The 22,866-nt window shown below is 63.8% G+C and carries 17 protein-coding genes and 1 riboswitch; of the genes, 6 read left to right on the top strand and 11 right to left on the bottom strand.

Annotated features, from left to right (window positions below; genetic code table 11):
* Positions 1-265, top strand: a 265-nt coding sequence (locus I7X13_RS15880; RefSeq protein ID WP_233454810.1) for a sensor histidine kinase, incomplete at its 5' end; no start/stop codon positions are given.
* A gap of 84 nt (positions 266-349) precedes the next feature.
* Here the strand turns inward: I7X13_RS15880 and I7X13_RS15875 are convergent.
* The 5 genes from I7X13_RS15875 to I7X13_RS15855 all read right to left on the bottom strand — a co-directional run bounded on the left by I7X13_RS15875 (position 350) and on the right by I7X13_RS15855 (position 6,334).
* Complete coding sequence (locus I7X13_RS15875; protein WP_198076220.1) at positions 350-2,503, bottom strand: FUSC family membrane protein; 2,154 nt, start codon at positions 2,501-2,503, stop codon at positions 350-352.
* A gap of 75 nt (positions 2,504-2,578) precedes the next feature.
* Positions 2,579-2,881: a hypothetical protein gene (locus I7X13_RS15870; protein WP_198076219.1), complete on the bottom strand. Its 303-nt coding sequence runs from the start codon at positions 2,879-2,881 to the stop codon at positions 2,579-2,581.
* Between the two features lie 245 nt (positions 2,882-3,126).
* Complete coding sequence (locus I7X13_RS15865) at positions 3,127-4,698, bottom strand: FAD-dependent oxidoreductase (protein ID WP_198076218.1); 1,572 nt, start codon at positions 4,696-4,698, stop codon at positions 3,127-3,129.
* Positions 4,699-4,903: 205 nt separating this feature from the next.
* On the bottom strand, positions 4,904-5,866 hold the full coding sequence (locus tag I7X13_RS15860; RefSeq protein WP_198076217.1) for a bestrophin family protein: 963 nt from the start codon (positions 5,864-5,866) through the stop codon (positions 4,904-4,906).
* Between the two features lie 57 nt (positions 5,867-5,923).
* Positions 5,924-6,334 carry a RidA family protein gene (locus tag I7X13_RS15855; protein ID WP_198076216.1) on the bottom strand — a complete coding sequence of 137 codons (411 nt, stop codon included), beginning with the start codon at positions 6,332-6,334 and terminating at the stop codon, positions 5,924-5,926.
* Positions 6,335-6,517: 183 nt separating this feature from the next.
* Between I7X13_RS15855 and I7X13_RS15850 the strand changes: the two genes are divergently transcribed.
* The 3 genes from I7X13_RS15850 (at position 6,518) to I7X13_RS15840 (ending at position 9,429) form a co-directional block, all read left to right on the top strand.
* Complete coding sequence (locus tag I7X13_RS15850; RefSeq protein ID WP_198076215.1) at positions 6,518-7,333, top strand: energy transducer TonB; 816 nt, start codon at positions 6,518-6,520, stop codon at positions 7,331-7,333.
* A gap of 199 nt (positions 7,334-7,532) precedes the next feature.
* Positions 7,533-9,059 (top strand): DNA integrity scanning protein DisA nucleotide-binding domain protein, encoded by a 1,527-nt coding sequence (locus I7X13_RS15845; RefSeq protein WP_198076214.1) that lies wholly within the window; start codon positions 7,533-7,535, stop codon positions 9,057-9,059.
* Positions 9,060-9,072: 13 nt separating this feature from the next.
* A complete protein-coding gene (locus I7X13_RS15840; protein ID WP_198076213.1) occupies positions 9,073-9,429 on the top strand; it encodes a hypothetical protein in 357 nt (118 codons plus the stop codon).
* Positions 9,430-9,454: 25 nt separating this feature from the next.
* Here the strand turns inward: I7X13_RS15840 and I7X13_RS15835 are convergent, their stop codons facing one another.
* The 6 genes from I7X13_RS15835 to I7X13_RS15810 form a co-directional block, all read right to left on the bottom strand.
* Positions 9,455-9,952, bottom strand: coding sequence for a PaaI family thioesterase (locus tag I7X13_RS15835; protein WP_233454809.1), 498 nt, complete (start codon positions 9,950-9,952; stop codon positions 9,455-9,457).
* A 16-nt stretch (positions 9,953-9,968) separates the two neighbouring features.
* The gene (locus tag I7X13_RS15830; protein WP_198067514.1) at positions 9,969-10,505 is read right to left on the bottom strand and encodes a PPC domain-containing DNA-binding protein; all 537 of its coding nucleotides are present in this window, start codon (positions 10,503-10,505) and stop codon (positions 9,969-9,971) included.
* Between the two features lie 100 nt (positions 10,506-10,605).
* Complete coding sequence (locus I7X13_RS15825) at positions 10,606-17,319, bottom strand: hypothetical protein (protein ID WP_198076212.1); 6,714 nt, start codon at positions 17,317-17,319, stop codon at positions 10,606-10,608.
* A gap of 348 nt (positions 17,320-17,667) precedes the next feature.
* A complete protein-coding gene (locus I7X13_RS15820; RefSeq protein WP_198076211.1) occupies positions 17,668-18,960 on the bottom strand; it encodes a hypothetical protein in 1,293 nt (430 codons plus the stop codon).
* The gene (locus I7X13_RS15815; protein WP_198076210.1) at positions 18,957-19,742 is read right to left on the bottom strand and encodes a hypothetical protein; all 786 of its coding nucleotides are present in this window, start codon (positions 19,740-19,742) and stop codon (positions 18,957-18,959) included. Before I7X13_RS15815 ends, I7X13_RS15820 begins: the two co-directional genes overlap by 4 nt.
* Before the next feature lie 128 nt (positions 19,743-19,870).
* Complete coding sequence (locus tag I7X13_RS15810; protein WP_198067510.1) at positions 19,871-20,449, bottom strand: RNA polymerase sigma factor; 579 nt, start codon at positions 20,447-20,449, stop codon at positions 19,871-19,873.
* 205 nt (positions 20,450-20,654) lie between these two features.
* Positions 20,655-20,743: riboswitch (SAM riboswitch) on the top strand.
* A 268-nt stretch (positions 20,744-21,011) separates the two neighbouring features.
* Between I7X13_RS15810 and I7X13_RS15805 the strand changes: the two genes are divergently transcribed.
* Positions 21,012-21,770 carry a phosphoadenylyl-sulfate reductase gene (locus I7X13_RS15805; RefSeq protein WP_198076209.1) on the top strand — a complete coding sequence of 253 codons (759 nt, stop codon included), beginning with the start codon at positions 21,012-21,014 and terminating at the stop codon, positions 21,768-21,770.
* A gap of 143 nt (positions 21,771-21,913) precedes the next feature.
* Positions 21,914-22,828, top strand: coding sequence for a sulfate adenylyltransferase subunit CysD (cysD, locus tag I7X13_RS15800; RefSeq protein WP_198067508.1), 915 nt, complete (start codon positions 21,914-21,916; stop codon positions 22,826-22,828).
* Positions 22,829-22,866 lie beyond the last annotated feature (38 nt).

The raw sequence follows: 22,866 nt of genomic DNA, 5'->3' as shown, positions 1-22,866 counted from the left end.
CGCCTTCCGCATCGTGGCCGACCTGGTGAACAACGCGGTGCGCCACGCCCAGGCCCGGCAGGTGCGGGTGCACCTGCGCCGCCACTCCACCGCCCTGGAGCTATGCGTGTCCGACGACGGCCGTGGTTTCGGCCGGGGCGAGGACACGCCACTCACCGGCATCGGCCTGCGCGGCGTGCGCACCCGGGCGGCCTACCTGGGTGGCAGCGTGGCTATTGAGGTGCCAAAAGTGGGCACGCGGGTGCGGGTGCGCCTGCCGTGCTAGGTGTAGGGGCGAAGCGGTGCTTCGCCCATCGTTCGCGCTAAAACAACGATTCCGGGCAACGGCGGGCAAAGTACCGCTTCGCCCCTACCCCGCCAGCACTTCCGTCACTTTCCCGATATCCCCGCTCACCTTCTGCAGGAACGTGAGCTGCTCCAGCAGCAGCTTGTCGTCGGCGGCTGCTACCGAGATGTTGGGTTCGGGCGCGGCCAGCTCCACGGGGGGCGGGGTGGCGGCTGGCGCGATGCGAGCCAGGCTTTTGCTGAGGGCGGCCACGGCGCTGGTGAGGGCGCGGCGGCTGTCGGGCGGGAAGGGCGGCACGGCGGGCGCGGCCTCGCGCAGGGTGCCGGTGAGGGCCGCGATGTTGGAAGAGAGAATATGGTTCAGCACTACAAATTCGTGGGTTTCGGTGGGGCGGTGCTGCTTGCTTTTGGGCTCGGTGAGCATGCGCTGGAAGGCGGCCGCCAGGTTGGCCCCGCTCACGTACACGTCCTTGCGCAGCAGGCGGTATTCGTTGGGCGTGAGGGGGCGGCCAGCGAGGCGGTCGGCCAGCTGGCGCAGGTAGGCTAGGTTGGCACGCAGGGCGGCGGCCATGTAATCGGTCAACTGCTCCGATTCCCAGCTCGGAAACAGAAAATAACCGGCCGAAAACGCAATGGCGCAGCCCATGAGTGTATCAACGATGCGCTCCTGCGCCACGCCCAGGTAGCTCAGCCCCAGAAACCGGAACATGATGAGCAGGTACGCCGTGAGGAACACCACCGTGACCAGGTACACGGTGCGCTGGAAACTGTAGGCCACCACCATGAATACCACCAGAATGGCAAACCGGGCCTCGGGCCACGGCACTGCCCACAGGATGAGGCCGCCCAGCGCCCCGCCCGCCAGCGTGCCAATGATGCGCTCGGTGTTGCGCTGCCGCGTGAGGCTGAAGCCGGGCTTGAGCATGATGGTCACCGTCATCAGAATCCAGTAGTTGTGCTGGCCGTGCCACAGGGTTTCGGCCACGGCGTAGGCCACCAGGCAGGCCACCATCATGCGCACGGCGTGGCGGAACACGGCCGATTTCAGGGTGAGGTTCTGGCCCAGGGCGCGCAGCTCGATTTCCTGGCGGGCCACAAACCGGGTGTGCTCGGCGGCGCGGCTGGCGGCGGGCGCGGCAGCCGCCAAGGCCTCATCGAAGTAGCGGCGGATGTTGCCCACGCGCCGGATGATGTCGCGCAGGTTCACCAGTATTTTTTTCAATACCAACGTATTTCCATTGCCCGTCGCGGTGTTTTCGAGGGCACTGATACGGGCCTGCAGGCGGTCCCACTCGGCGGTGAGCACGGGGCCGGTGCCGGGGTGGGCGTGGTTGGTCTGGATGGCCACGCCGAGGTGGTCGAGCTCGGTGGCCACGTGCCGAATGAGCCGGGCCACATCGTCCAGAATCCTAGTGTGGCCGAAGGTTTCGCGCACGGCCGAATAGTCGTAGTACCCCACCGTGATGCGCTCGTACAGGTCCACCGTTTCCACGAAGGTGAGCACCAGGCGGCGGCCGGTGGTGGTGGTTTCGTTCACAATCTGGCGGGTGCGAAAGAGCAGGTCGCGCACGGCCTCCTGCTTTTCGTTCACTACTACTTGCTGGGCCACCAGTTGGCGGTAGTCTTCATCCAGGGCCGTCGCGGTGTTGTAGAACTTGGCTTTGAGGTCCAGAAACCGCGCCAGGGCGTGAATGCACTCGCCCAGCGCCTGCTGAGCCGGGCGGTAGGGCCGTACCTGGTAGGCCACCATGGCCAGCCCTGCGTACCAGATGCCGCCCAGCAGGAGCAGGCCGGCGTGGGCCGGCGCATCGGCCAGCGCGGGCGGGTGGGCCAGCAGCAACACCACGTTGAGCAGGGCGGCGGTGCCCACGGCGCCGGCCCGGGCGCCCCACACCAGCAGCATGGTCAGCCCAAAGCTCAGCACGCCGACTTCCAGGGCCAGTGTCCAGACGTTGAGGGCGGCCACGCTGGTGAGCAGGGCTGTGGTGCCCACCAGCGCCAGGGCGGCCAGCATGCCGTTGCGGCGGTGCGCGGCGGGGCCGGGCGTGTCGGTCACGCTCACGCACACGGCCCCGGTCGAGATGCTCAGGCCCTCGGCAAAGTGGCCCCACTGCCCCAGCAGCACGGCCGGCAGCAGAATGGACACCGTGATGCGCACCCCATCGGAAAAATTCTGGCCGGAAAAGAAGTAGCGGAGCCGGCGCGTCTGGTCGTTCATGCAGCGAAAGCGGGTAATGCCGCAATTAACGCGAAGATGGCCCAAATGGGTTAGCGAACCCGCAACCTGCCGCTGCTACAGCTGCTTCAGGGCCGGGCGGTCGGGCTCGTCGTCGTAAGCCGTCGAATCGTCTTCGTACACGGCGCTTTCCAGGTCGTCGACGCAGGTTTCGAGCTCGGCTACCTCTTCTTCCTTGTCGGCCAGCTGGCGGCGCAGGCGGGCCAGCTCCTGGGTTTGCTGCTGCTGCACGGCCTCAAGCCGGGCCAGGCGCTGCTGGTCGGCCTGGCAGGCGGGCAGGGCGAGGGCCAGAGCACCTGCCAGGCCGACCAGCAGCGTGCCCCGGAGGGCATTGGCAAAAGTCAGGAGAAGGCGTTTCATCAGGCCAAAATTACGTCTTCGTGCTGCAGACAGTTACCATCGTCCATTGGAGGAGTGGAGTAGTGCGATAAGACAGAATTCGAAAATCAGCAACGCCTGTGCGGGGCGACACACGTTCAACGAGTGTCGCCCCGCACAGGCGTTGCTACGCAGGAGCCGAACGCTGCTACCGGCGGGTAACCGCTTTGGAAGCTCTACACGTGCGGTCCGAACTAATTTTATTGGTTCGCGGATGTTACTTGAAACTACCCGGCAGCCAGGCCGGTATTGGCGGGGCCACTCAGCAGCTCGCCCAGGGCCGTGAAGCGGGAGCCGTGGCAGGGGCAGTCCCAGCTTTTTTCGAGGTTGTTCCAGTGCACCACGCAGCCCAGGTGGGGGCAAATGGCCGAGCATTCGTGCGTGGCACCCTGGTTGTCCTTGTACACGGCCACTTTGCTGAGGCCGCGGCGGAGCACAGCGCCCTCGCCGACGGGAATTTCATCGACATCTTTTACGTCGCCGCTGGTCAGCAGTTCGGTGTATTCGAGGGCCACGTTCACGTTTTCGCGGATGAATTCTTGGGCGCTTTCGCGCTTCAGGGTGACGCGGCCGGGGTCGTAGAGGGCGGCCCAGGGGTTGGGGCGTCTCTGGATGAGGTCGGTGATAATCATCGGGCCGAGGGTGCCGTGCGTCATGCCGTGGCCCGAGTCGCCGGTGATGATGAAGACGTTGTCCGAATCGAGGGGGTTGCGGCCGGCAAAGGCGAGGCCGTCCTGCGGCTCCATCACCTGGCCCGACCAGCGGTATTCGAAGTCCTTCACCACGGGAAAACGGGCGCGCACCCATTCTTCGAGGCAGTCGAGGCGGGCTTCGGGGTGGTCTTCCTGGCCGGTTTTGTGGTCTTCACCGCCCACGATGAGCAGGTCGTAATTGGCGGCACCGCCGCGGGGGCCGGCGGCCACTTCCTGCAGGCGGATATAGTGATAGGGGTCGGCCGTATCCCAGTACAGGGCCTTGGTGATGGCGCCTTTGGGCACGCGGGCGGCCACCACGTAGGTGCGGTAGGGGGCCTGCTTGGTGTGCATCACCACCCGGTCGTTGAAGGGCGTGTTGGTGGCAATGACGAGGCCCTTGGTGGCGGTGGCGGTGTGGCCGGTGGCGGTGAGCACGCGGGCATTGGCGCCGCCGTGCACCTCGCTCACGTGCGTGCGGGTGCAGATGCGACCGCCCTGCCGGGTGATGGCGGTGGCCAGCCCGGCCAGGTATTTCAGGATGTGAAACTGCCCCTGCTGCGGAAAGTGCAGGCATTCGCCCGGCTCAAAGCCCGTGGTACTGGCCTCGGCCAGGTGCGCTACCTGGGTGAGGCCGGCGCGGTGGGCGGCGGCCAGCTCGTCGCTCAGCTCCTGGCTGTGGCCGCCCTGGGGCAGAAACAGGTAGCCGTCGAGGCGGGTGAAGTCGCAGTCGATTTTCTCTTCGGCCACAATGCCTTCGATGGTGGCGATGGCCACGGTGTGGCTATCGGCGGCCAGCCGGGCGCCCTCCTGCCCAAACAGGTTTTCCAGCGTGGTGTAGCGGTCGTCGAGGGCGTTGGAGAGGTGGGCCGTGGTGCGGCCGCTTTCGCCGCTGGCCAGCTCGCCGTCTTCCAGCAGCAGCACCTTCACCCCTTCCCTGCCCAGCAAATAAGCAGTGGTGAGGCCGGCAATGCCCCCGCCCACCACCACCACGTCGGCACTGGTGTCTTCGCCGAGCGGCTCGAAGGTGGGCAGGGCGGGCGCGGTGCCAAACCACGACGTTTTGGTAAGGGCCGAGGTGCGGGCGGGGTTAGGGACTTGTGGCATCAGGCGTTTGGGAAAAGGATGAAAAGATGTTTTTCCATACGCCTGGAGCGGTTTTGCGTTAGGTCGAGCTTAGTTTCGAATTGGGGTTGTGTGAATCGCCAAGGAATTGAAATAGACCGACCGGTCATGCTAAAAACCACAACGGTCATGCTTCGCTGCGCGCTGCATGACCGTTCTTTATTTGCGTTCTACTATCTACCTTGAATCAATACAGCACGTCGTTCACCGGCTCAATGCGGGGCGGCAGCTGGGTTTCTTCGAGCAGCTCGCGCAGGTCGATTTCGATGCTGCGGCAGATGGACGTCATCGGCACGTCATAGATGTCGTTTTCGAAGGGGTTTTCGCTGGTGTGGCCCACCACTTCAATCACGTTGAACACCCACGACACGAGCACGGAGAAGGGCACCATCAGCCAGACGTGGTACTGGCCCAGGGCCAGGCGGCTGTCGAATTCCTCCACCAAACCCAGCGGCAAAATGGCCGCGAACACCCACACAAACACGAAGCTGAAATAGGCAAACTGACGCGGAAACGGCGTGTTCTTGATGCGTTCGCAGCCACCCTGCGCATTCAGCAGGTCCTGGATGGTCTGGGACAGGGCCACCTGGCGGAACTCGGTGAGGAGGCCGCGCTTATGGAGCTCACGCAGCTCCACGCTCTGGCGGCGCAGCAGGTGGGTGGGCGGGTTGCTGAGGTTTTTGGCCTGCGCGGCCTCGTTGGGGGGCAGAAAGGGGGCCACTTCGGTGTCCCAGAGGGCGGCGGTTTGGCGGCGCAGGTGCAGGCGCAGGGCATTCACCCAGGCAATCTGGCGGTAGAGCAGGCGGCGGTGCAGCTCGGTGAGGTAGCGCGGGTCGGGGCCGACGCCGTCGGGCACGGCCTGCACAAAATCGAAGGTGCGGATGGCCCACACGCGGCTCGTGTTCACGATGCTGCCCCAGAGCTGCCGGCCCTCCCAGAACCGGTCGTAGGAACCGTTGCTTTTGAAGCCGATGTAGAAGGCCACAGCCGTGCCGAGCAGCGCCACGGGCTGCCACGGAATGTCGAGAACGTGCACGTTGAGCGGCCCGTAGAACAGGCACACCAACGTATTGTAAATGAGAAAAATGAGCAGGCTGCGGCGCGTCAGGCGCCAAACTACGCTCCAGCGAAGATTTTTACGGATATACATTGGGGGCAATTACCGCTAAAACTTCCGAGGTGTTGCACTAAAAGCATTAAATCCCAATTAATTCGGCAGCGCGGCAATGCACTTGAGCTCGATGGCGATGGGCGTGGGCAGGCAGTTTATTTCGAGGGTGGTGCGGCAGGGCTGGGCCGTGGCAAAGTACTCAGCGTAGAGGTGATTGTAGGTCGGGAAGTCGTCCTTCATGTTGGTCAGGAATACGGTCACGTCCACCAAATCGTCCCACGCGGCCCCGGCTTCTTCCAGGATGTAGCGCACGTTCTGGAACACGGCGCGGCACTGGCTTTCAAAGTCGTAGCGCAGGATATTGCCGTCGGCGTCCAGCTCCACGCCGGGAATGGCCTTCTGGCCGCGCTGCCGCGGCCCCACGCCGGACAGAAACAACAGGTTGCCCACGCGGCGGGTGTAGGGGTAGGCGCCCACGGGTTCGGGGGCGCGGCTTTCGGTTGTCATGCTATTATGCGTTGAGGGATGCAGTATTTCGCGTCAAAGAACGTCATAATAGCAGGGAAGGCGAAACCAGACGGGGCGCGGGCTGCCGTTCTTTGCGCAGCGCGCCGGCACTATTTCGGCGGGCACGGCCTTTGCGCTGAAACTGTCTTTTTCATTTCCCCTCCCCTTCTCCCTGTTCTACGCATGAAAATCCCAATGCTCCTGCTGCTTGGCGGCCTTAGTTTTAGTAGCCTGTCGGCCCACGCCCAGAAGCGCAAAATGCCGCCCAAGCCCTCGGCCAATGCCGTGTACGACTCGGTGCAGCAGCCCGCCGTGCCCCTCGGGGGCACCGAGCGCTACGCACAGTTTCTGGCCGCGCACCAGAAATACCCCGCCAGTGCCATGCAAAAAGGCATTCAGGGCACGGTGAAGGTGAGCTTCGTGGTGGAAAAAACCGGTACCGTGAACGAGGTGAAGGTAGAAACGCCCGTGTCGCCTGAGCTCGATGCCGAAGCCATTCGCCTCATCAAAAGCGGCCCCAAGTGGACGCCCGCCAAGCACCGCAACCAGGTGGTGCGCCAGCGCGTGGTGGTGCCGGTGTCGTTTGTGATGTCGCCGGGCAGCACCGTCACCATCGGCGGGCCGGCCAAGGAGCGGCCCATCACCACCTCGGCCGCCGACATTGCCGCCTCGGCCAACCCCGACCGCCCCGCCGTGGTGGCCCCCGACCGCCCCACCCAGCCCGTGGGCGGCAACCAGGCTTTTTTCGAGTGGATTGAAAAAAATCAGAAATACCCGGACCTGGCCCGCAAGCGCAAAATAGAGGGCAAGGTGATGGTCGAATTCATGGTGCAAAAGGATGGTACCCTGACCGATGCGCGCGTTATCAAGAAGATGGGCTCCGGCCTTGACGAAGAAGCGCTGCGCCTGATAAAGGCCGCCCCGAAGTGGGAGCCGGCCATGTTTCAGGGCAAGCCGATGAAGCAAAAGATGGTGTTGCCTGTTCTATTCCAGTTGTAGGCTGCAACTACCCTCCGCGCCAGGGAGGGGACGTAGCCGCGAAGCGGACGCTGGGGTGGTTTCGGACGTTGGATGACAACTGCTGGCATCATTACGTAAACTCGTCAACGCCTATAACTCCTTCCGTTTCAGCTGCGCTGAAACAACCCCTCCTTACCAAGTGAGGGGGGCTTTTTGCCACTTCTCCCCTGCCCCGCCCATGTTCTCCGCCTGCTCCATCGTTGTCTCTAAACTGCCCGCCACCGTCACGCCGCCCGCCCAAATCTGGCCCCACCAGGTGCGCTACCGCGAGGGCGCCCAGGCCCTGGCCCAGGACTTATTCGATGCCCTCGACGACGACCTAAAGCCCTTCGTGATATTGCTGGCCCTGCCCGCCGACGACGCGCACCCCGCCCGCTGCCTCGAACCCACCGATACCAGCCTGCCCGCCGCGGCCTTTTCGGATGCCGTGGCCCGGGGCCGCGTGAAGCAGCTTACCACCCCCTGGCCCTTCCCCGACCGCGACGACGTGCCCGCCGCCGCCATCCGGCGCAAGCACCAGGGCATTGGCATTCGGGATGCGGTGCAGGAAACCCTGAATGAGCTTGACGAACAGGGCCAGTACCAGCACTTTGGCGGCTGGCCGGTCGAAATCAACGGCTACTTTGTGGTGACGGTGCTGCGCCTGATGCGCAAGCCGCTGAAGGCCTACCCATCACTGCAGCCCGCCCGCTACTACACCGATGGCAAGCCGCTGGCCCCGTCGCTGCTGCTGGCGGCCATGTACCGCTTCAACGAGGAAGGCGTGAAGGCGCTGAGCGAACCCGAGCCGGGCGCCAGCATCTTCGTGCGGCCCCGCGAGAGCGAGGAGTTGCTGCGCGCCGCCGGCAAAACGTTCCTCGACACGCCGGCCCAGGCCCTGGGCCTCGACCCGGCCGTCACGAAGCTGTTTGCCACCTGCAACACCATCAGCAGCCTGCGCTACGAGGGGGCCGAGGGCGTGGGCAAGCTGCTGATGGCCCGGCGCGGCCACCCCAACATTGAGGAGATATTTGCCCTCACCTGCCCCACCGAGCTCACGGACTACCGCGCCGTGCGCAAGCTGCTGGAGATGACCACGCCCGACGTGCACCTGCTGGCCGACGGCGAAAACGTGTACGCCCTGGGCAAGCAGGTGGGCCACTACGATGCCGTGCGCGAGGACTTGTTCGTCATCAATTTCGTGACGCATTACGCCTGGGAGTTGCAGCACGCCGGGCAAGTGCTCATGCGCTCGCACTACGGCTTGCCCGGCCTGCCGCGCACCCGCCTCAGCCGCACGGCCTTCCGCAAGTCGCTCAAACGCACCTTCGCCCTCACCGATGCGCCCAAGGTGGAACGTCTCTGGGACGTGGTGCTCGAAGCCAGCCGCCAGAAGCACGGCACGCTTCTCGTCATTACCACCGAAGCCCTGGCCGAAGCTGACCGCCTCAAGCTGCAGTGCACGCTCATCGAGCCCGTGCCGCTCACCCCGCTCATCACCCGCCTCGTCACCAGCATCGACGGGGCGGTGCTGCTCGACCCCGACGGCTACTGCTACTCCATTGGCGTGATTCTCGACGGCCGCGCCTCGGGCCGGGGCGACGGCACCCGCGGGGCCCGTTACAACTCGGCCCTGCGCTACATAGAAAGCTCCGACTATCCCTGCATCGCCGTGGTAGTGAGCGAGGACGGCATGGTAGACGTGATAAGCTCGGTGCAGGAGTAAAACCCTACTTACCGTGTGTCCAAGCTGCTTCTCTTCTGGCTTTGCCGGTTTTCCCTCTTACTGGGAATTCGAGGCTTTTGAAGCTGAGCTACATCAGAAACTGGTGCATCGGCAGCTATTGCCTTTGCCACGCATTCTAACCCAGGGTTTGGCCGTTATGGCTCCTGAGCAGCTTTATCAGTGCCCGAATTGTGGCGAAACCTGGGCTCTTTCAAGTCCCGACAACGCTTGGCGTGGCTACTTTCTGCCCCTGGCTGTTGCCAATGCCTACAACAGTAAACTGATTGTAAAAGACCGTATCAAGCGACTAGCTGGAGTGGCTGTTGCGATAGGCGCAGGTTCTTTTATCCACTGGCAGATTTTAAAATAAGACTCGGCTACGCAGCGCGTAAAACCTACTTCTTCGCCCGAAACGACCAGGTGAGCTTGAACACGGCTACCACGTCGCCGGCCTCGTCCACGCCGGTGCTGGTGCACACCACGGTGCGGCCTTCGCCAGTAGCGCGGCTCTCCGCAATGGCCTGAGCAATGTGCGGACCATCGGGGCAGGTGAAGGTGATGAGGCCTACGGCTTTCTTCGTAAAGTCGCCCTGAATGCCTACTACCAGCATCGAAACCGGCCCGCCCGCCTGCACGTGCATCATGGCCTGAATACCGCTGGCCAACTCCGCCGCCATGGCCAGGCAAGCGAAGTAGAGGCTGCGGAAGGGATTTTGGGTGAGGTATTTGTAGCGGATGGTGACCGTGGCCGACTCCGGCGTGAGCTGCGTGAGGCGCAGGCCCGCCAGCCACGCCATGGGCAGCTTGCGCAGCATAAATAGCCGCAGCTTCATGGGGTTCAGCACCTGGCGGCGGAAAGCGGCGGCCTGCGGGGTATCGGCGGCGTTAGTCATGGGGCGAAGGTACGTTTTAGTGCTTGCGTGCTTTGCCCTTTTCACCAACCGGCGCAGGCGCGGGCCGCACCACCAGTTCCTGGTAGCCAAACGTGTCGTCTTTCTCGCGCCGAAATTCCAGCTGCGGCAGCTCGCCCAGCACGATTTCGGCCGTGGTGTACACCTTGCAGCCATCCAGCAGATGCCCGCCGATGGTGCGCCCGGTACTATCCGAAACGGCCAAATGCAGGTGCGAGCCATTGGTGGAAAGCGTGCCGACCAGCGACACAATCTCGAAATGCCCTTTATAAACCGAAGGACCTTCTTGGTTAGCCAGCCGCAGCGTGGCCACCGTGAGGCTGCCCACGCAGGTAAGCATGGTGCCCGCCTGGATATGGTTGGCCAGCACAAAGGCCGTGAGTTGCTGGCGAAGGTCGTCGCCGGGGCGCAGGCGCAGGGCGTGGGTTTTCAGGGTGGAGTGCGGGGCGGTGGACACGAGCGAAGCCGGAGCGGTGGGCTGAGCCAGCAGCGGGCCCGCCACCAGTCCCAGCCCTGCCAGAAGGAACAATTTCATGGCCGAAGGTAATCAGCGCGGCCCCGCTCCTACCTCCCCCCAACAACAACGCCCCCTGACAGAAGCCAGTGGGCGTTGAGCAAACAACGGCAGGTGGCGGTTATTCCTTCACCACCTTCAGGTGCTGCGCGGGCTGGCCGGGCAGGGCCAGGTGCACGAAATACACGCCACTGGCCAGGCCAGCCAGCTCGGGCAGCTCTACCGTGTTGGGGCCGGCTACCAGCGTAGCGGTGCCCTGTTTCAGCAGGGTGCGGCCGGCAGCGTCGGTCAGGGTGAGCTGAGCAGGAGCGGCAGCAGTGCCCAAGGGCACGTCCACGGTCAGGGTGAGAATCTGCCGGAATGGGTTGGGCGCGGCCGTCAGGCGCAGGGCGTTGGCCTCGCCCGGGCCGAACGTTAGGGCGCGGACGGGCGAGAACGTGGCCGTGCCATTCAGGTCGAGCTGGCGCAGGCGGTAGTAGCGCAGGCCGGCTTTGCCGGCTTCCTGGTCGGAGAAGGCGTAGGCGTGCGCGGCGATGCTGCTGCCAGCGCCGGCCACAAAGCCCAGCTCGCGGAAGTTGCGCCCGTCGGTGCTCACCTGCACTTCAAAGCCCCGGTTGTTCTTCTCGCTGGCGGTGGTCCAGGCCAAGACGGCACTGGTGCCCTGGCGCTCGGCAGTGAAGGCCGTAAGCTCCACGGGCAGCGGGTTGGCACTGTTGCCGAGCGTCCAGATGGAGAAATCGGCGATGCCGGCTTTGCTGATGGTGTTGCCGGTGGCCGTGATGGGCGATTGGTTGGCCCAGGGCCCGGCCGTGGTCGTTACCGATTTAAACAAGGCCAAGTTGGCGCTCGGAATGCCATTCAACTCGTGGGTGAAGTAGCTGAAATCCATGGCCACGTTCAGGCCGGTGTTCACGGCGGGCTGAATGTCGAAGTAGCGCTTGATGCTGACGCTGGTGCCCGCGCCCGTGAGGGCCGTGCCGGTGGTGCGCACCACCGGCGTGAGGCCGGGGCTGGCGGAGCCCGTGGCCGGCGTCAGCATCAGGCCAATGCCGCCGAAGTTCTCGGCCGTTCCAGCCACCAGGGTACGGCCGGGCGCGCTCACGGTGCCCAGCACGTAGCTGGTTTCGGTTTCGGAGAGCGTGGAGCCGGCAGGCAGCGTGAGGGCGTAGCCGCTGGTATTCAGCACGCCCTGCGTCATGGTCAGGCGGCTGCTGATGCTGGTGGGGTTGCTTAGCGCCATGGTGCCGCTGTTCAGGTTCACCTCCAGGGCGTAGAACGTGCTCAGGCCCGTTACCTGTGGCGAGGTGCCCAGCAAGGCTACCGTGCCACCGGTCAGGCTGGCGGTGCCGGTGTTGCTCAGGTTGCCGTACACCTTCAGCGTGCCACCGCTCTGGGCCAGGCTGGCCCCGCTGGCAATGGCGAGGGTGCGCACGGCGGAGATGCCGGAATTCAGCACGGGGTAGTTGGATGCCCCGGCTGCAATGGTCGCGTCGGTATTGCTGCCCGGTACGCAGTTGGTCCAGTTGGCGGCGGCAAACCAGTCGGTCGAGGCGCTTCCATTCCAGGTGGTCGTGGTGGCTTCGCTCAAGGTCAAGGTGCTGCTGGCGGGCGTCACGCTCAGGGCGCAGCCGTAGGCATCGGTGGCGCTCACCAGCGTGTACGTGGTGGTGCTGCCCACCAGCGGCACGCTCACCGTTTGGGCGTTGGTGGCGCCGGTCAGGGTCGTATTGGCGGTGCCGTTGGAATACACCACCGTGAACGGCCCGCCGTTGCCGGCCAGGCTCAGCGTGAGCGTGCCCGCGCCGCCCGGGCACACCGTTTGGGCGGTGGTGGTGGCCAGCGCTGCGGCCTGCGTCGCGCTGCTGAACTCGTCGGCCCCTAAGTCGGGCGTGGTCTGGCGGCTGGTGGCGGGGTTGTCGTATTCGCCGTCGACGCCTGCGATGGCCAGCCCCGCGCCGTCGAGCTGACAGTTGGTGGTGGCGTCAAGGTTGAGGTTGCCAGCGGCGGGGTCGCTGAATTTTACCCTGACGTTCTTGGAGTTGGTGTCGGGGTTGCCGGTTTGGCCTAGCCAGCCAACGGCCGGGGTCACGGTGCCAAAGGCCAGAGCGGTGGCACCGTTTTCGCCCTGCTTGGCGGTGTTCTCCGCCGCATACAGGTCGTTGTAGTCCGAATCAACCGAGGCGGCATTTGTGGTGCCCACGGTTGCCGCCGCGCCGGCCAGCGTCGAACTGGTCCCGATGGCAAAGTTGCCGACACCGCCCGTGCGCTCGTTCACCAGCACGTTGTTGCGCAGGCGCAGCAGGTTGGCCGTCGACACCGTGGTGTAGTGGCGCAAGGCGTAGGTTTTCACCCCGGCGCCACTGATGCCGCTCACATACACCGAGTTGTAGTAGGCCGTATTACCCGTGCCGGTAGCCGCGTTGGCAATGCCAACCACGCCGATGTTCGAGGTGGCGGTGCCAACCAGGGCTATCTGGTTGTTCTGGAAGCTGGCATTGGTGGTCGAGCCCCGGAAAGCCAGCGCCTGCACCCCCTCCTGCACGTTGGCGAGCGTGTTGTAGGGCGCGGCGTTGTATAGGTTCTGCACGCGGTTGTTGCGCACCACCAGCGGACCGGTCACGTTCAGCGCCGAAATGCCGTACACCACCGTCACGTTGGTGCTGTTCGTGGTGGGGGCGGTGTTGGTATTGCCCATATCACTAATTGTATTGCCAGCCACCAAGGCAGTACCGCTCAGCGCCTGAATACCAATTGTTTGCACCGAACCCGCTGCAGCCCGCGCCCCGTTGGCCAACCCGTCGCCGGCAGTACCCACCCCAATGGTGTTGCCCTGCACCGCGTGCGCCCCGCCGCCGCCCGCGTACAGCGCCACCAGGGTGGCGTTGTCGCCGGCCCCGCTGGCCACCTGCAGCCGCTTCACCGCATTGCCCTGGATGCTGGCGGCCGTCGACCCGCTCACGTACAGGCCGTAGAGCGTTTCGGTAGCACCGGCCCCGCTGGCTACCCGCAGGTCGCTCACGGTGTTGCCGCTCACGGTGTGGCCACCGCTCTGCAACTGAATTCCCGAGAAAAAGCTGCTCGGCGCCGCCCCGCTCACCAGGGTCATGCCCGCCACGGTGTTGTTATTCACCAGCGAGGCCGCGGCCGAAAAGCTCAGGTAGATGCCCACCGTGGTGGAGGCGGCGGTGAAGCCTACTGCCGGAGCCACGGCACCGGGGTCGCCCACCATGTTGCCGCTGACATTGACCGCCCCGCCCAACACGTATATCCCATATACTGAGGCGCTGCTGAGGCTGGTTTGCGCCAGATTCCTGATGACGTTGTTTTGCACCAGGGCGTAGGGGCTGGCTACCGAGCCGGCACCCGCCGACAGCGAAATGGCCGCAAACTGCCCCGAACCGCTGGCCGTGAGCGGGTTGCCACCCGCGCCGGCCTGCGAGCCGCCGATGGTGTTGTTGGAAATAACCAGCCCGTTGCCGCCCGTCACGTTGATGCCGGTATAGTTGCCCGACATAGTACCGGTGGTGTACAGGTTGTTATACGTGATGACGTGCCCGGCCCCGGCATTGACGTACACCGGACTCACGGCGCTGGTGGTCGTGGCCGTGGTGAGGTAGAAATTGTTGCCGGCCCCCGTGCCACCCACCGTCCAGTTGTCGCCCCCGCCGGTGGTGGCCAGGTACAGGCCGTAGTTGGCAAAGTCGAACACGTTGCAGTTGCGCAGCGTGTTGTTGCTGTTGGTACCGGTGGTGGCAGTGGTGCCCGAGTACACCGCTAGGCCGGGGTTGGTGGCGATGGTGGCGGCAATGTCGCTGCGGTTGCGAATTTCGCAGCCGTCGAGCACGTTATTGCGGTTGCCGCCGGTGCCCGACGCCCCCGTGTAGAAGCCTACCGTGCCAGGGTTGGTGCCAAAAGGCCCGGCCACGTTGTTGCTTTCGATGGTCAGGTTGTTGAGCGTGATAAAGCGTGCGTCGTTGTAGTAGCCAAACACGGGCACCCCCGTGGTGGTCGTCGTCCGAAACAACAGGTTGCGGGCCGCGCCCGTGCCCCCGCTCACTGTCACGTTCTGCGCGCCGTTGAAGCGGATGAGCCCGCCCGCGTTGGCCGTGGCCACGCCGGTGCCCACCACGGTACGCGCCGTGCCGTCCGATTGAATAGTGAGCGAGTACGTTCCTCCGTCAGTGGTCAGGGCATTCAGGGCGTTGGCCCCATCTTCTCCGGCCAAGTTAGCATTCACAACGGCCGTCACATTCTGCGTGACAAATCCCGCGTTGAGCGCCGCAAACAAGCCGCCGGCTTTCGTGAGGGACGGGTAGAACGTGGCCCCGCTGCCGGGGTCGGTGCCCACGTACACCGTGGCCGGAATGGTGGGCACGATGGTGTACTGGCTGGGCGTGGCGGTGAAGGTGGCCGCACTGGTGGTGCCGGGCGGGTTGGCGTTGGTGAGAATGGCTCCTACGTTGGGCACAAACGTGCCGCCGTTAGGCGTCGCCGCCGCGTCCTGCGCCGCGAGGTAGTACTGAATAACATCGCCGGCCACCACGCCCCCCACCAGTGCGTAGTCGAGCGTGAAACCAAAGGTGCGGGTGTTGCCCGTGCCACTCACGCTGGTGTAGGCGGCTTGCACATAGTTGCCCGCCGTGCCCTTGCGGTAGTACACGTAGGGGCCGGCCGTGGCCAGGCTGCTGTTGTCGAGGCCCACGCCGCTGGGGTCGGCAATGACGACGCTGCCCAGCGCCCGCGAAGCGGCCACCGGACCATTGCCCAGGGCGGTGAAGCGAATAGCCGGCTGGGTTTTGTCGCTGAGAAGAAAAGACCCTTCGTCGGCACCGATGTCAGGAAAGTCAGTAGCACGGGTTTGGGCGTCGTAATCGGTGGCGAGGCCTGCCACCGGCTGCCCGCCGCTTTCCACCTGCGTGGCCGTGCCGGCGGCAATGTGCAGGTAGCCCGCCAGCGAAGCCGCATCCGTAACGGCCGTGTACTGGAACGGTGGCAGTTCCGTCACCGTGTACAACTCGCGGCCCGCCAGTGTAGTGAGCAGGTTTTTATACGCCGTCAGCGTTTGTACGGCGGCGGTACCGTCCGAATACAGCAGCTTGTTGGCGGCCGCCGCTCCCCCGTAGAGCAGGTTGTTGTTCGAGGTTTCCAAGAAGTTCGTCGCAGTAGCCGCCGCACTGCGGCGCAGGGCCACCGTCAGGCCCGACGCGCTGCCGGGCGTTGAGGTGTTCACCAGAATGTTGTTGCGCAGGTCCAGGTTCACGGCCGTCGAGGCCGACAGGGCCGAGCTGCCGAAGGCGGTTCCGGTGCTGCTGGCGCTCAGGTTCACGGTATTGTAGTACACGTTGGCCACACTGGTGCTGCTCAGCGAGATGCCAATTACCGCGTTGGCGCTGCTGTTGGCGGCCGGGGCGCGCAAGTCGCCAATCAGGTTGTTAGTGATGGTGCTGACGACGCTGTTTCCCGGCTGCACGTCCAGGCCAAAGCAGGTGGCCGTTGAGTTGCTGACAACGGTCGACGCCAGATTGAAAATCCGGTTTCGGCTCAGCACAATCCCCGTTCCGCCCAGCACGTAAATACCTTTTACCGAGGCACCCACGCTCGCGGTTCCGCCCACCGCCGTGATGTTCTGAATCGTGTTTTGGGAAATATTGACGGCTCCCACCGAAGCGGAGCTGTTGACGCTGATGCCATTCAACACCCCGCCGTTATTGGTCACCTCGCTGCACGTAATAGGCAGCGCCAGCGTGCCGATGTTATTGCCCGTCACGGTGCCAATATTCACGCTGCCCGTGCCGATGTAAATACCCGAAAAAATACCTCCGGTTCCTGCTCCGGCGCTGGTAGTCAGCCACGTAATATTGGCGATGGTATTGCCTTGCAGGCTGTTGGCCGTTGTGGTAGAGCCCACCGAAATAATCCCGGCAAACTTGTAAGCCGCGGCCGTTCCGTTGATGGTGAGCGGCGCACCGGCCGTGCCGCAGGTGGGGGCCTGCCCGCCGATGTAGTTGCCCGAAACCAGGTGGCTGTTGCCTGTCGCCAGGTTGATGCCGTACATGTAGGCGTTGCCCGGCCCCACGCGGTTGGCCGTTTGATACAGGCTGTTGTCAGCAATGGTCCAGCCGTCGCCGGCGCTGCTCAGGTAAATGCCGTAGCAGTCGGAAGCACTGTTGCGGAAGAAATTGTAGATGTTGTTGCCCTGAATGGCGTTGGCCGCGTTTTTAGCACTGGTGCAGAGCACGCCCGCGGTGGGCGTGCCACCGGCCGACTCGCGCAGGTCGTTGTACTGCACGGTGTTGTTGCTGTTGCCGTTGGTGCCCGAGCCAAAGTACACCACGCCCCCGCCAAAAGCTGCCACCGTAGCCGCCCGCAGTTGGCAATGCTGCACGGTGTTAAAGGTCGCGTCGCTGGTAAAGGCAACGGCGCTGGTACCACCGCCGGTATTGCTGTTGGCGATGGTGAGGTCATTGGCCGTGATGGTGCCCGAAACCGGGCTCCCCGACCCGCCCGGCCGGCCGTCGAGTATCAGGTTGCGCCCGCCGCTGATGCTGAACATGGGACCAGTGTTGGTCGAGCTACTTATGCTGAGCCCGTTGGCACCAGCCGCGGGCCGCACGGTGATGGTGTTGGTGGCCGAGCCCCCGGTAAAGCTGTACACAATGCCGCCGGATATTTCGGCCGCGACGGGAACATACGCCGATTGCAGCTCCAACACCACCGGCCCGTTTACGCCCTTGGCGGTCAGGTCGGTAAAAGCGGCGGTCAGCGAAGCGTAATCCCCAGGAATGGCTTTGGTGCCGCTGATGGGCTGCGTCCATCCCGCCCTCGACCCCAGCATCAACAATAAAAAAAGGGCACCCGTCAGCGCCCCCCGCAACGAAAAAGAAAGTAATTTTTGCACCATAAAAAGTAGGTAAAAGCGTAAAATGAAACCGCAGAAACAGAAACCAGGAAAGCGGCCGATTACAATAATTTCGACAAAGCATTACACTTTCCCTGGTGCAAGATAAGCACTACAGTAGCATATCCATAATTTCATTTTTACCCATCCTGGCAGGCAGATTCCTTACCCAATAGCCCTAACGCTCAGCGGCCCGCCCGGCTTAGAGCCGGGCGGGCCGCTGCTGCCCTTTTATACACAACGCTCAGGAACGGGTTGACCGTAACCGCTAGCAATCAAACCGCCCTATTTGCTGAACCGCACCGTGCCGTAGCGCACCTTAATGTTCACGTTGCCGGCACCACGCGCCGGGGCGGCGGCCCCAAAGGTGCCCAGCACGTCACTGGTTTGCGGGCCGTTTTCCTGCGAGAGCACGCGCACCAGGTTTTTATCGACCAGCAGTTGGCCCTGCTCGGTGCTCACATCGAAGCGGAAAGCGGGCGTTTCGGCAAAGCCCAGCCGGATGGTGCTGAAACCGCCGTCAAGGTTTACCTGACGGAAATTGGCCCCCATGTCGCGCACCACAAAATCGGGGCAGTAGCGCAGGGCCATATCAAGGGCTTCGTCGAGTTTTTCGATGGTGAAGCGCGAGTAGCCCGACGAGCCACGCAGGTTGCGCACGGTGCCCAGGGCCACGTCGCCGTACTTGCTGTGCACGGTTAGGTCCTGCACCGTGCCGATGTCCACGTCAGAATAGTTGTTGCGCAGGTCCACCGTGGTGCCCGTGTCGAGGCGCAGCTGGGCGTAGCTGGCGTCGATGCTGGCGCGGCTGGCAAAGGGAATGCGGCAGTCGCCATTGCCGATGCGGATGAGGTTGCGGGGGCCTTCGAGGCGGGCGGTGCGCAGGGTGCCGTATTCCACGGCCAGCTCAGTAGAGCCGCTCACATCATTGGCCAGGGTCACCTCGCCAAAGTTGTTGTAGATTTTCAGGGCCGTGGTGCGGGGCAGCCACACGGTGTAGTTCACCTCGTAGCGGCAGCCGCCGGCCCGGCCGCGCAACGCGGGGCCAAACTGCGTACTCACGGCCACGCCGCCGGTTTTGGCGTCGTAATCAAGCCACTGCACGCCCAGCGCATCCAGAATCTGACGGGCGCCGGCGTTGCTCTCCGAGCGCGCCACCAGTTCGGCATCCACCTTTATTTCCTTCTTATTCCAGGTGTTGATTTGCACCCGGCCGTAGCGCGTATCGAGCGAAAACGGCCGGCCGGTTTTTGGCACCACGTAGCTGCGCACCAGGTGGCGGCGCTGCTCCACTTGCAGGCTGGCACTGCCCTGGCCGTCGGTCTGGTCCACCAGCGGGTTCTGCGGCGCCTGGGGTTGCAGCTGAGGCTGTTGCTCGGGTTCCGGCACCGAACCAAACAAGGCAGCTTCGGCGCGGCGCGCTTCGGGGGTGAGAATGTTGATGGCCACGCCGTGGCCAACCACCACCCAGCGGGTTTGGCGGTCCTGCGCCTGAATGCTGCGCGGGCTCAACAGGCCCAGCAGCCCGCCGCACAGCACCAACAGGCGGCCCATTCGGAAGCCTAGGTCATGGTTCATTCGGCCTGGCGCCGGCTATCGGCCAGCACGTAAGAGCTAGTGTTGGGCGCTGCCTGAGCATTGTTGCCCAGGTTCAGCTGCCGGTCCAGAATGTCGAGGCGGATTTGTAGGTTGCGGTTCATGGCCGTGAGCACGGCATCGGGCTGCGGGTGGTGCAGCAGCTGCTGCTTGAGCTCGCGGTAGCTGGAATCAAGCGACACCAACTCGTGCTGCCAGTCGGCATTCATGGCAGCCATGCCGGGGCCGCTTAGTTGGCTCAGCTCGGCCTGGCGGCGGGCCAGCTGGTTGGTGTAGTAGGCTTCCATGCCACGCACGGCGCGCACCAGTTGGCTGTCGGCGCCGGTGGTGTGCTCGGCGGCCGTGAGGGAGAGCGGGTTGCCGCCCTGGTACAGCGCCGCGTCGGGTTCAGTAGCAGTGGCACTGAGCGAGGCAGCAGGCGCGGCCGCTACGGCCGTTTCGGGCGCGGCACTGCGAGACTTCCAAGCCTCGCTGGCCCCGGCAGCGAACACGAGCAGGGCCAGCGCCGCCGCTACGCCGTAGCGCTGAAACCAGCGGAGGCGGGCTTCGGGCTGAACAACGGGAGCTGCCGCGGCCACGGGCGCCACAAAAGGCACCTCCACAGCCTCGGCCACGCGCATGGCCGGGATTTGGGGCGCGGGCGTGGCGGCATTGAGCTTTTCCTCCAGCGCGGCCCAGAGGTCAGGACGCGGCTCGTGGGTGTCGAAATCGGCACGGTGCCGCTCGACGAAGGTTTCAAGGGAATTATTTTTCTTGGTATCCATGAATGAGTAGCAGACGCACGGTTCGTCCAGGTTCAGGGCGGGCCACGGGGCTATACGAAAACCGCGGCCGGGCGAAAACGGATGAAGGGTAGTGAACGGTTAAACGACTAGTGATAACGGATAAAAACTTAGCTAAGGCCGCGTTGGGCGGCTAATTCGCGCAGCCGAACCCGCGCCCGGCTGTACTGCGATTTGGAAGTAGATTCGGAAATACCCAGGATGCCGGCGATTTCGAGGTGGTCGTAGCCCTCCAGCAGATACAGGCTGAGCACCACGCGGTAGCCGTCGGGCAGTTCCTGAATGCAGCGGCGCAGCACGTCGGCGCGGTAGTGCATATCGGCTTCGTCTTCGGGCGAGTGCGCGGCGGATTCGGCGGGCTCTTCGTGGTGCTGCTCGCCCAGCGGCACCAGCGCCAGCCGCCGCTGCCGCAGGCAGTTGATGCTTTTGTTCACCACAATGCGCTTCAGCCAGGCCCCGAACGACGAGTCGCCCTTGTAGCCGCTCAGCTCCCGAAAAGCACTCAGAAACGACTCCTGGAGCACATCTTCGGCCTCGGCATAGTCGCCGGTGATACGCAGGGCCGCGTTGAACATGGCCTTGGAGTAGCGCCGGTAAATTTCGGCCTGGGCCTGGCGGTCGTTGAGGCGGCAGCGCTCCACCAGCGGGGCGTTGATGTCGACGTAGGCGGAGTGGGCGAGGGCTTCCATGCAGAAAACGAGGTATTAGAAGTGCTTAAGCAACCCATAGACCACGCGGCAGGTTCAGGGGTTGCACGGCAAATTACGCGGCGAATGCACGGCCGCCAAACCTCTAGCGCCGCGGTCAGCTTCATCTCCGCGAAACAAAATTTTGGCATTTCGCATTTTCGTCCTTTACATTTGCCCCAGCAACCCCCGTTTGGGGCGCTAATCATTTTTATACAGAGGCGCGGAGAGACAGGCTCGACGAAACGCCGGCAACCCCCACCCGTTGGAACGGTGCCAAGTCCTGACATATAAAAACGCCGTGAGCACATCCACCAATCCTCGCCTGCACCCCACCACCCTCGCCGCGCCGCGCCGAATGTGCTGTTGCATGTGCTGTTCCCTGGCCGCTATGCCGGGGAAGATTGCTGGTTGTTGAGCCTGGGCTTTTCTTCCGGCGGCCGTTGCGACGGCCACCCCGCTTCCTTTCCGGTAATGATTGATTCATTGCGCGACGCGTAGCGGGTTTTTGCGGCCTTCACGGCCCATTTCGGTTTTTTCTGCGGAGAAAAACTCCCCTCCCATCATGGCATTACCCCTTGAAAGCCAGGTCGCTGACCTACGCCGCTACCTGCCCGATTGCTCGGTACCGGAAACCCTGACCCTGCTGGCCGACCACTTCCCCGGCCGCGTATCGTTTTCCACCTCCTTCGGGCTTGAGGACCAGATTATCACGCACTTCATCTTCGAAAACGACCTGCCCATCCGGGTTTTCACCCTCGACACGGGCCGCAATTTTCAGGAAACGTATTCGACCTGGAACAAGACCTTGCTGCGCTACAAAAAGCCCATCGAAGTCTTCGTGCCGCAAACCGCCGCACTCGAAGATCTGGTTGCCCAGAAAGGCCCCAACAGCTTCTACGAGAGCATCGAAAACCGCAACGAGTGCTGCACTATCCGCAAGGTGGAGCCGCTGAGCCGCGCCCTGGCCGGCCAGCAGGTCTGGGTGACGGGCATCCGCGCCGAGCAGTCGCAGAACCGCCAGACCATGCACCCGGCCGAATGGGATGCTGGCCACGCACTCATCAAAGTGCACCCGCTCTTCGACTGGACCTGGGCCGAGTGCGAAGCATTTGCTCAGGCCAATGGAATTCCAATTAACCCACTGCATCACAAGGGCTTTGTGAGCATCGGCTGCGCGCCCTGCACCCGCGCCATTGCGCCGGGCGAGGAATTCCGCGCCGGCCGCTGGTGGTGGGAAGACGCGGCTGCTAAGGAGTGCGGCCTGCACGCCACCGCCGTTCACCAAGGCCTCGACCCGGTGGTGGAGCGAATGCCGGGCTAGGCCTAAACCCATGCGCCGGCGGCCGGGCCGCTGGCGCTGCCTTCTTTCTTCCCCAAGGGCACCTTTCGCGGGCCCTATCCCACCCAACTTTTTCCGGCTTTCAATTTTGCCCGATTTTTTTCGGGCCATAACTTCCTGTGCCAATGCCAACCGCTGCTTATCTCGATTACCTCGACCGTTTGGAGGCTGAATCTATTCATATTCTACGTGAAGTAGCCGGCCAGTTCGAGCGGCCCGCGCTGCTGTTTTCGGGCGGCAAAGACTCGATTGCCCTCACTCGACTTGCCGAAAAAGCCTTTCGGCCGGGCCGGTTTCCCTTCCCGCTGGTACACATCGACACGGGCCACAACTTCGAGGAAATCATTGACTACCGGGATGAGCTGGCCGCGCATTTGGGCGAGAAGCTGATTGTGCGCCGGGTAGAAGACACCATCCGGGCGCGTGGCCTGCGCGAGCCGGGCGGCAAGTACCCCAGCCGCAACCCGTTGCAAACATATACCCTGCTCGATGTCATCGAAGAGTTCGAGTTTGACGCCTGCATCGGCGGCGCGCGGCGCGATGAGGAAAAGGCCCGCGCCAAGGAGCGGATTTTCTCGGTGCGCGACGACTTTGGCCAATGGGACCCCAAGCGCCAACGGCCGGAGCTGTGGAACATCTATAACGGCCGCATTCAGAAGGGCGAAAACGTGCGCGTGTTCCCCATCTCGAACTGGACCGAGCTGGACGTGTGGAACTACATCCAGCGCGAAAACATCAAGCTGCCAGACATTTATTTCTCGCACGAACGCCAGTGCGTGGTAATGCCCACAGGCCAGCTCCTCGGTTTCAGCGAGCACCTGAACCTGGACGAGAGCGACGAAATAGTGCAACGCCGCGTGCGCTTCCGCACCGTGGGCGACTCCACCTGCACCGCCGCCGTGGAAAGCGACGCCTCCTCCGTCGACGACATCATCCAGGACCTGCTGCTGGCGAAAGTGAGCGAGCGCGGGGCCACGCGGCTCGATGACCAACTCTCCGAAACGGGCATGGAAGACCGGAAGCGAAACGGGTATTTCTAACGGCCCCAGGCGTGGGGCCTCACCCCCGGCCCCTCTCC

It is taken from the genome of Hymenobacter negativus (assembly GCF_016056375.1).
Taxonomy (GTDB): Bacteria; Bacteroidota; Bacteroidia; order Cytophagales; family Hymenobacteraceae; genus Hymenobacter; species Hymenobacter negativus_A.
This window is presented reverse-complemented; position numbering and strand designations above follow the sequence as displayed.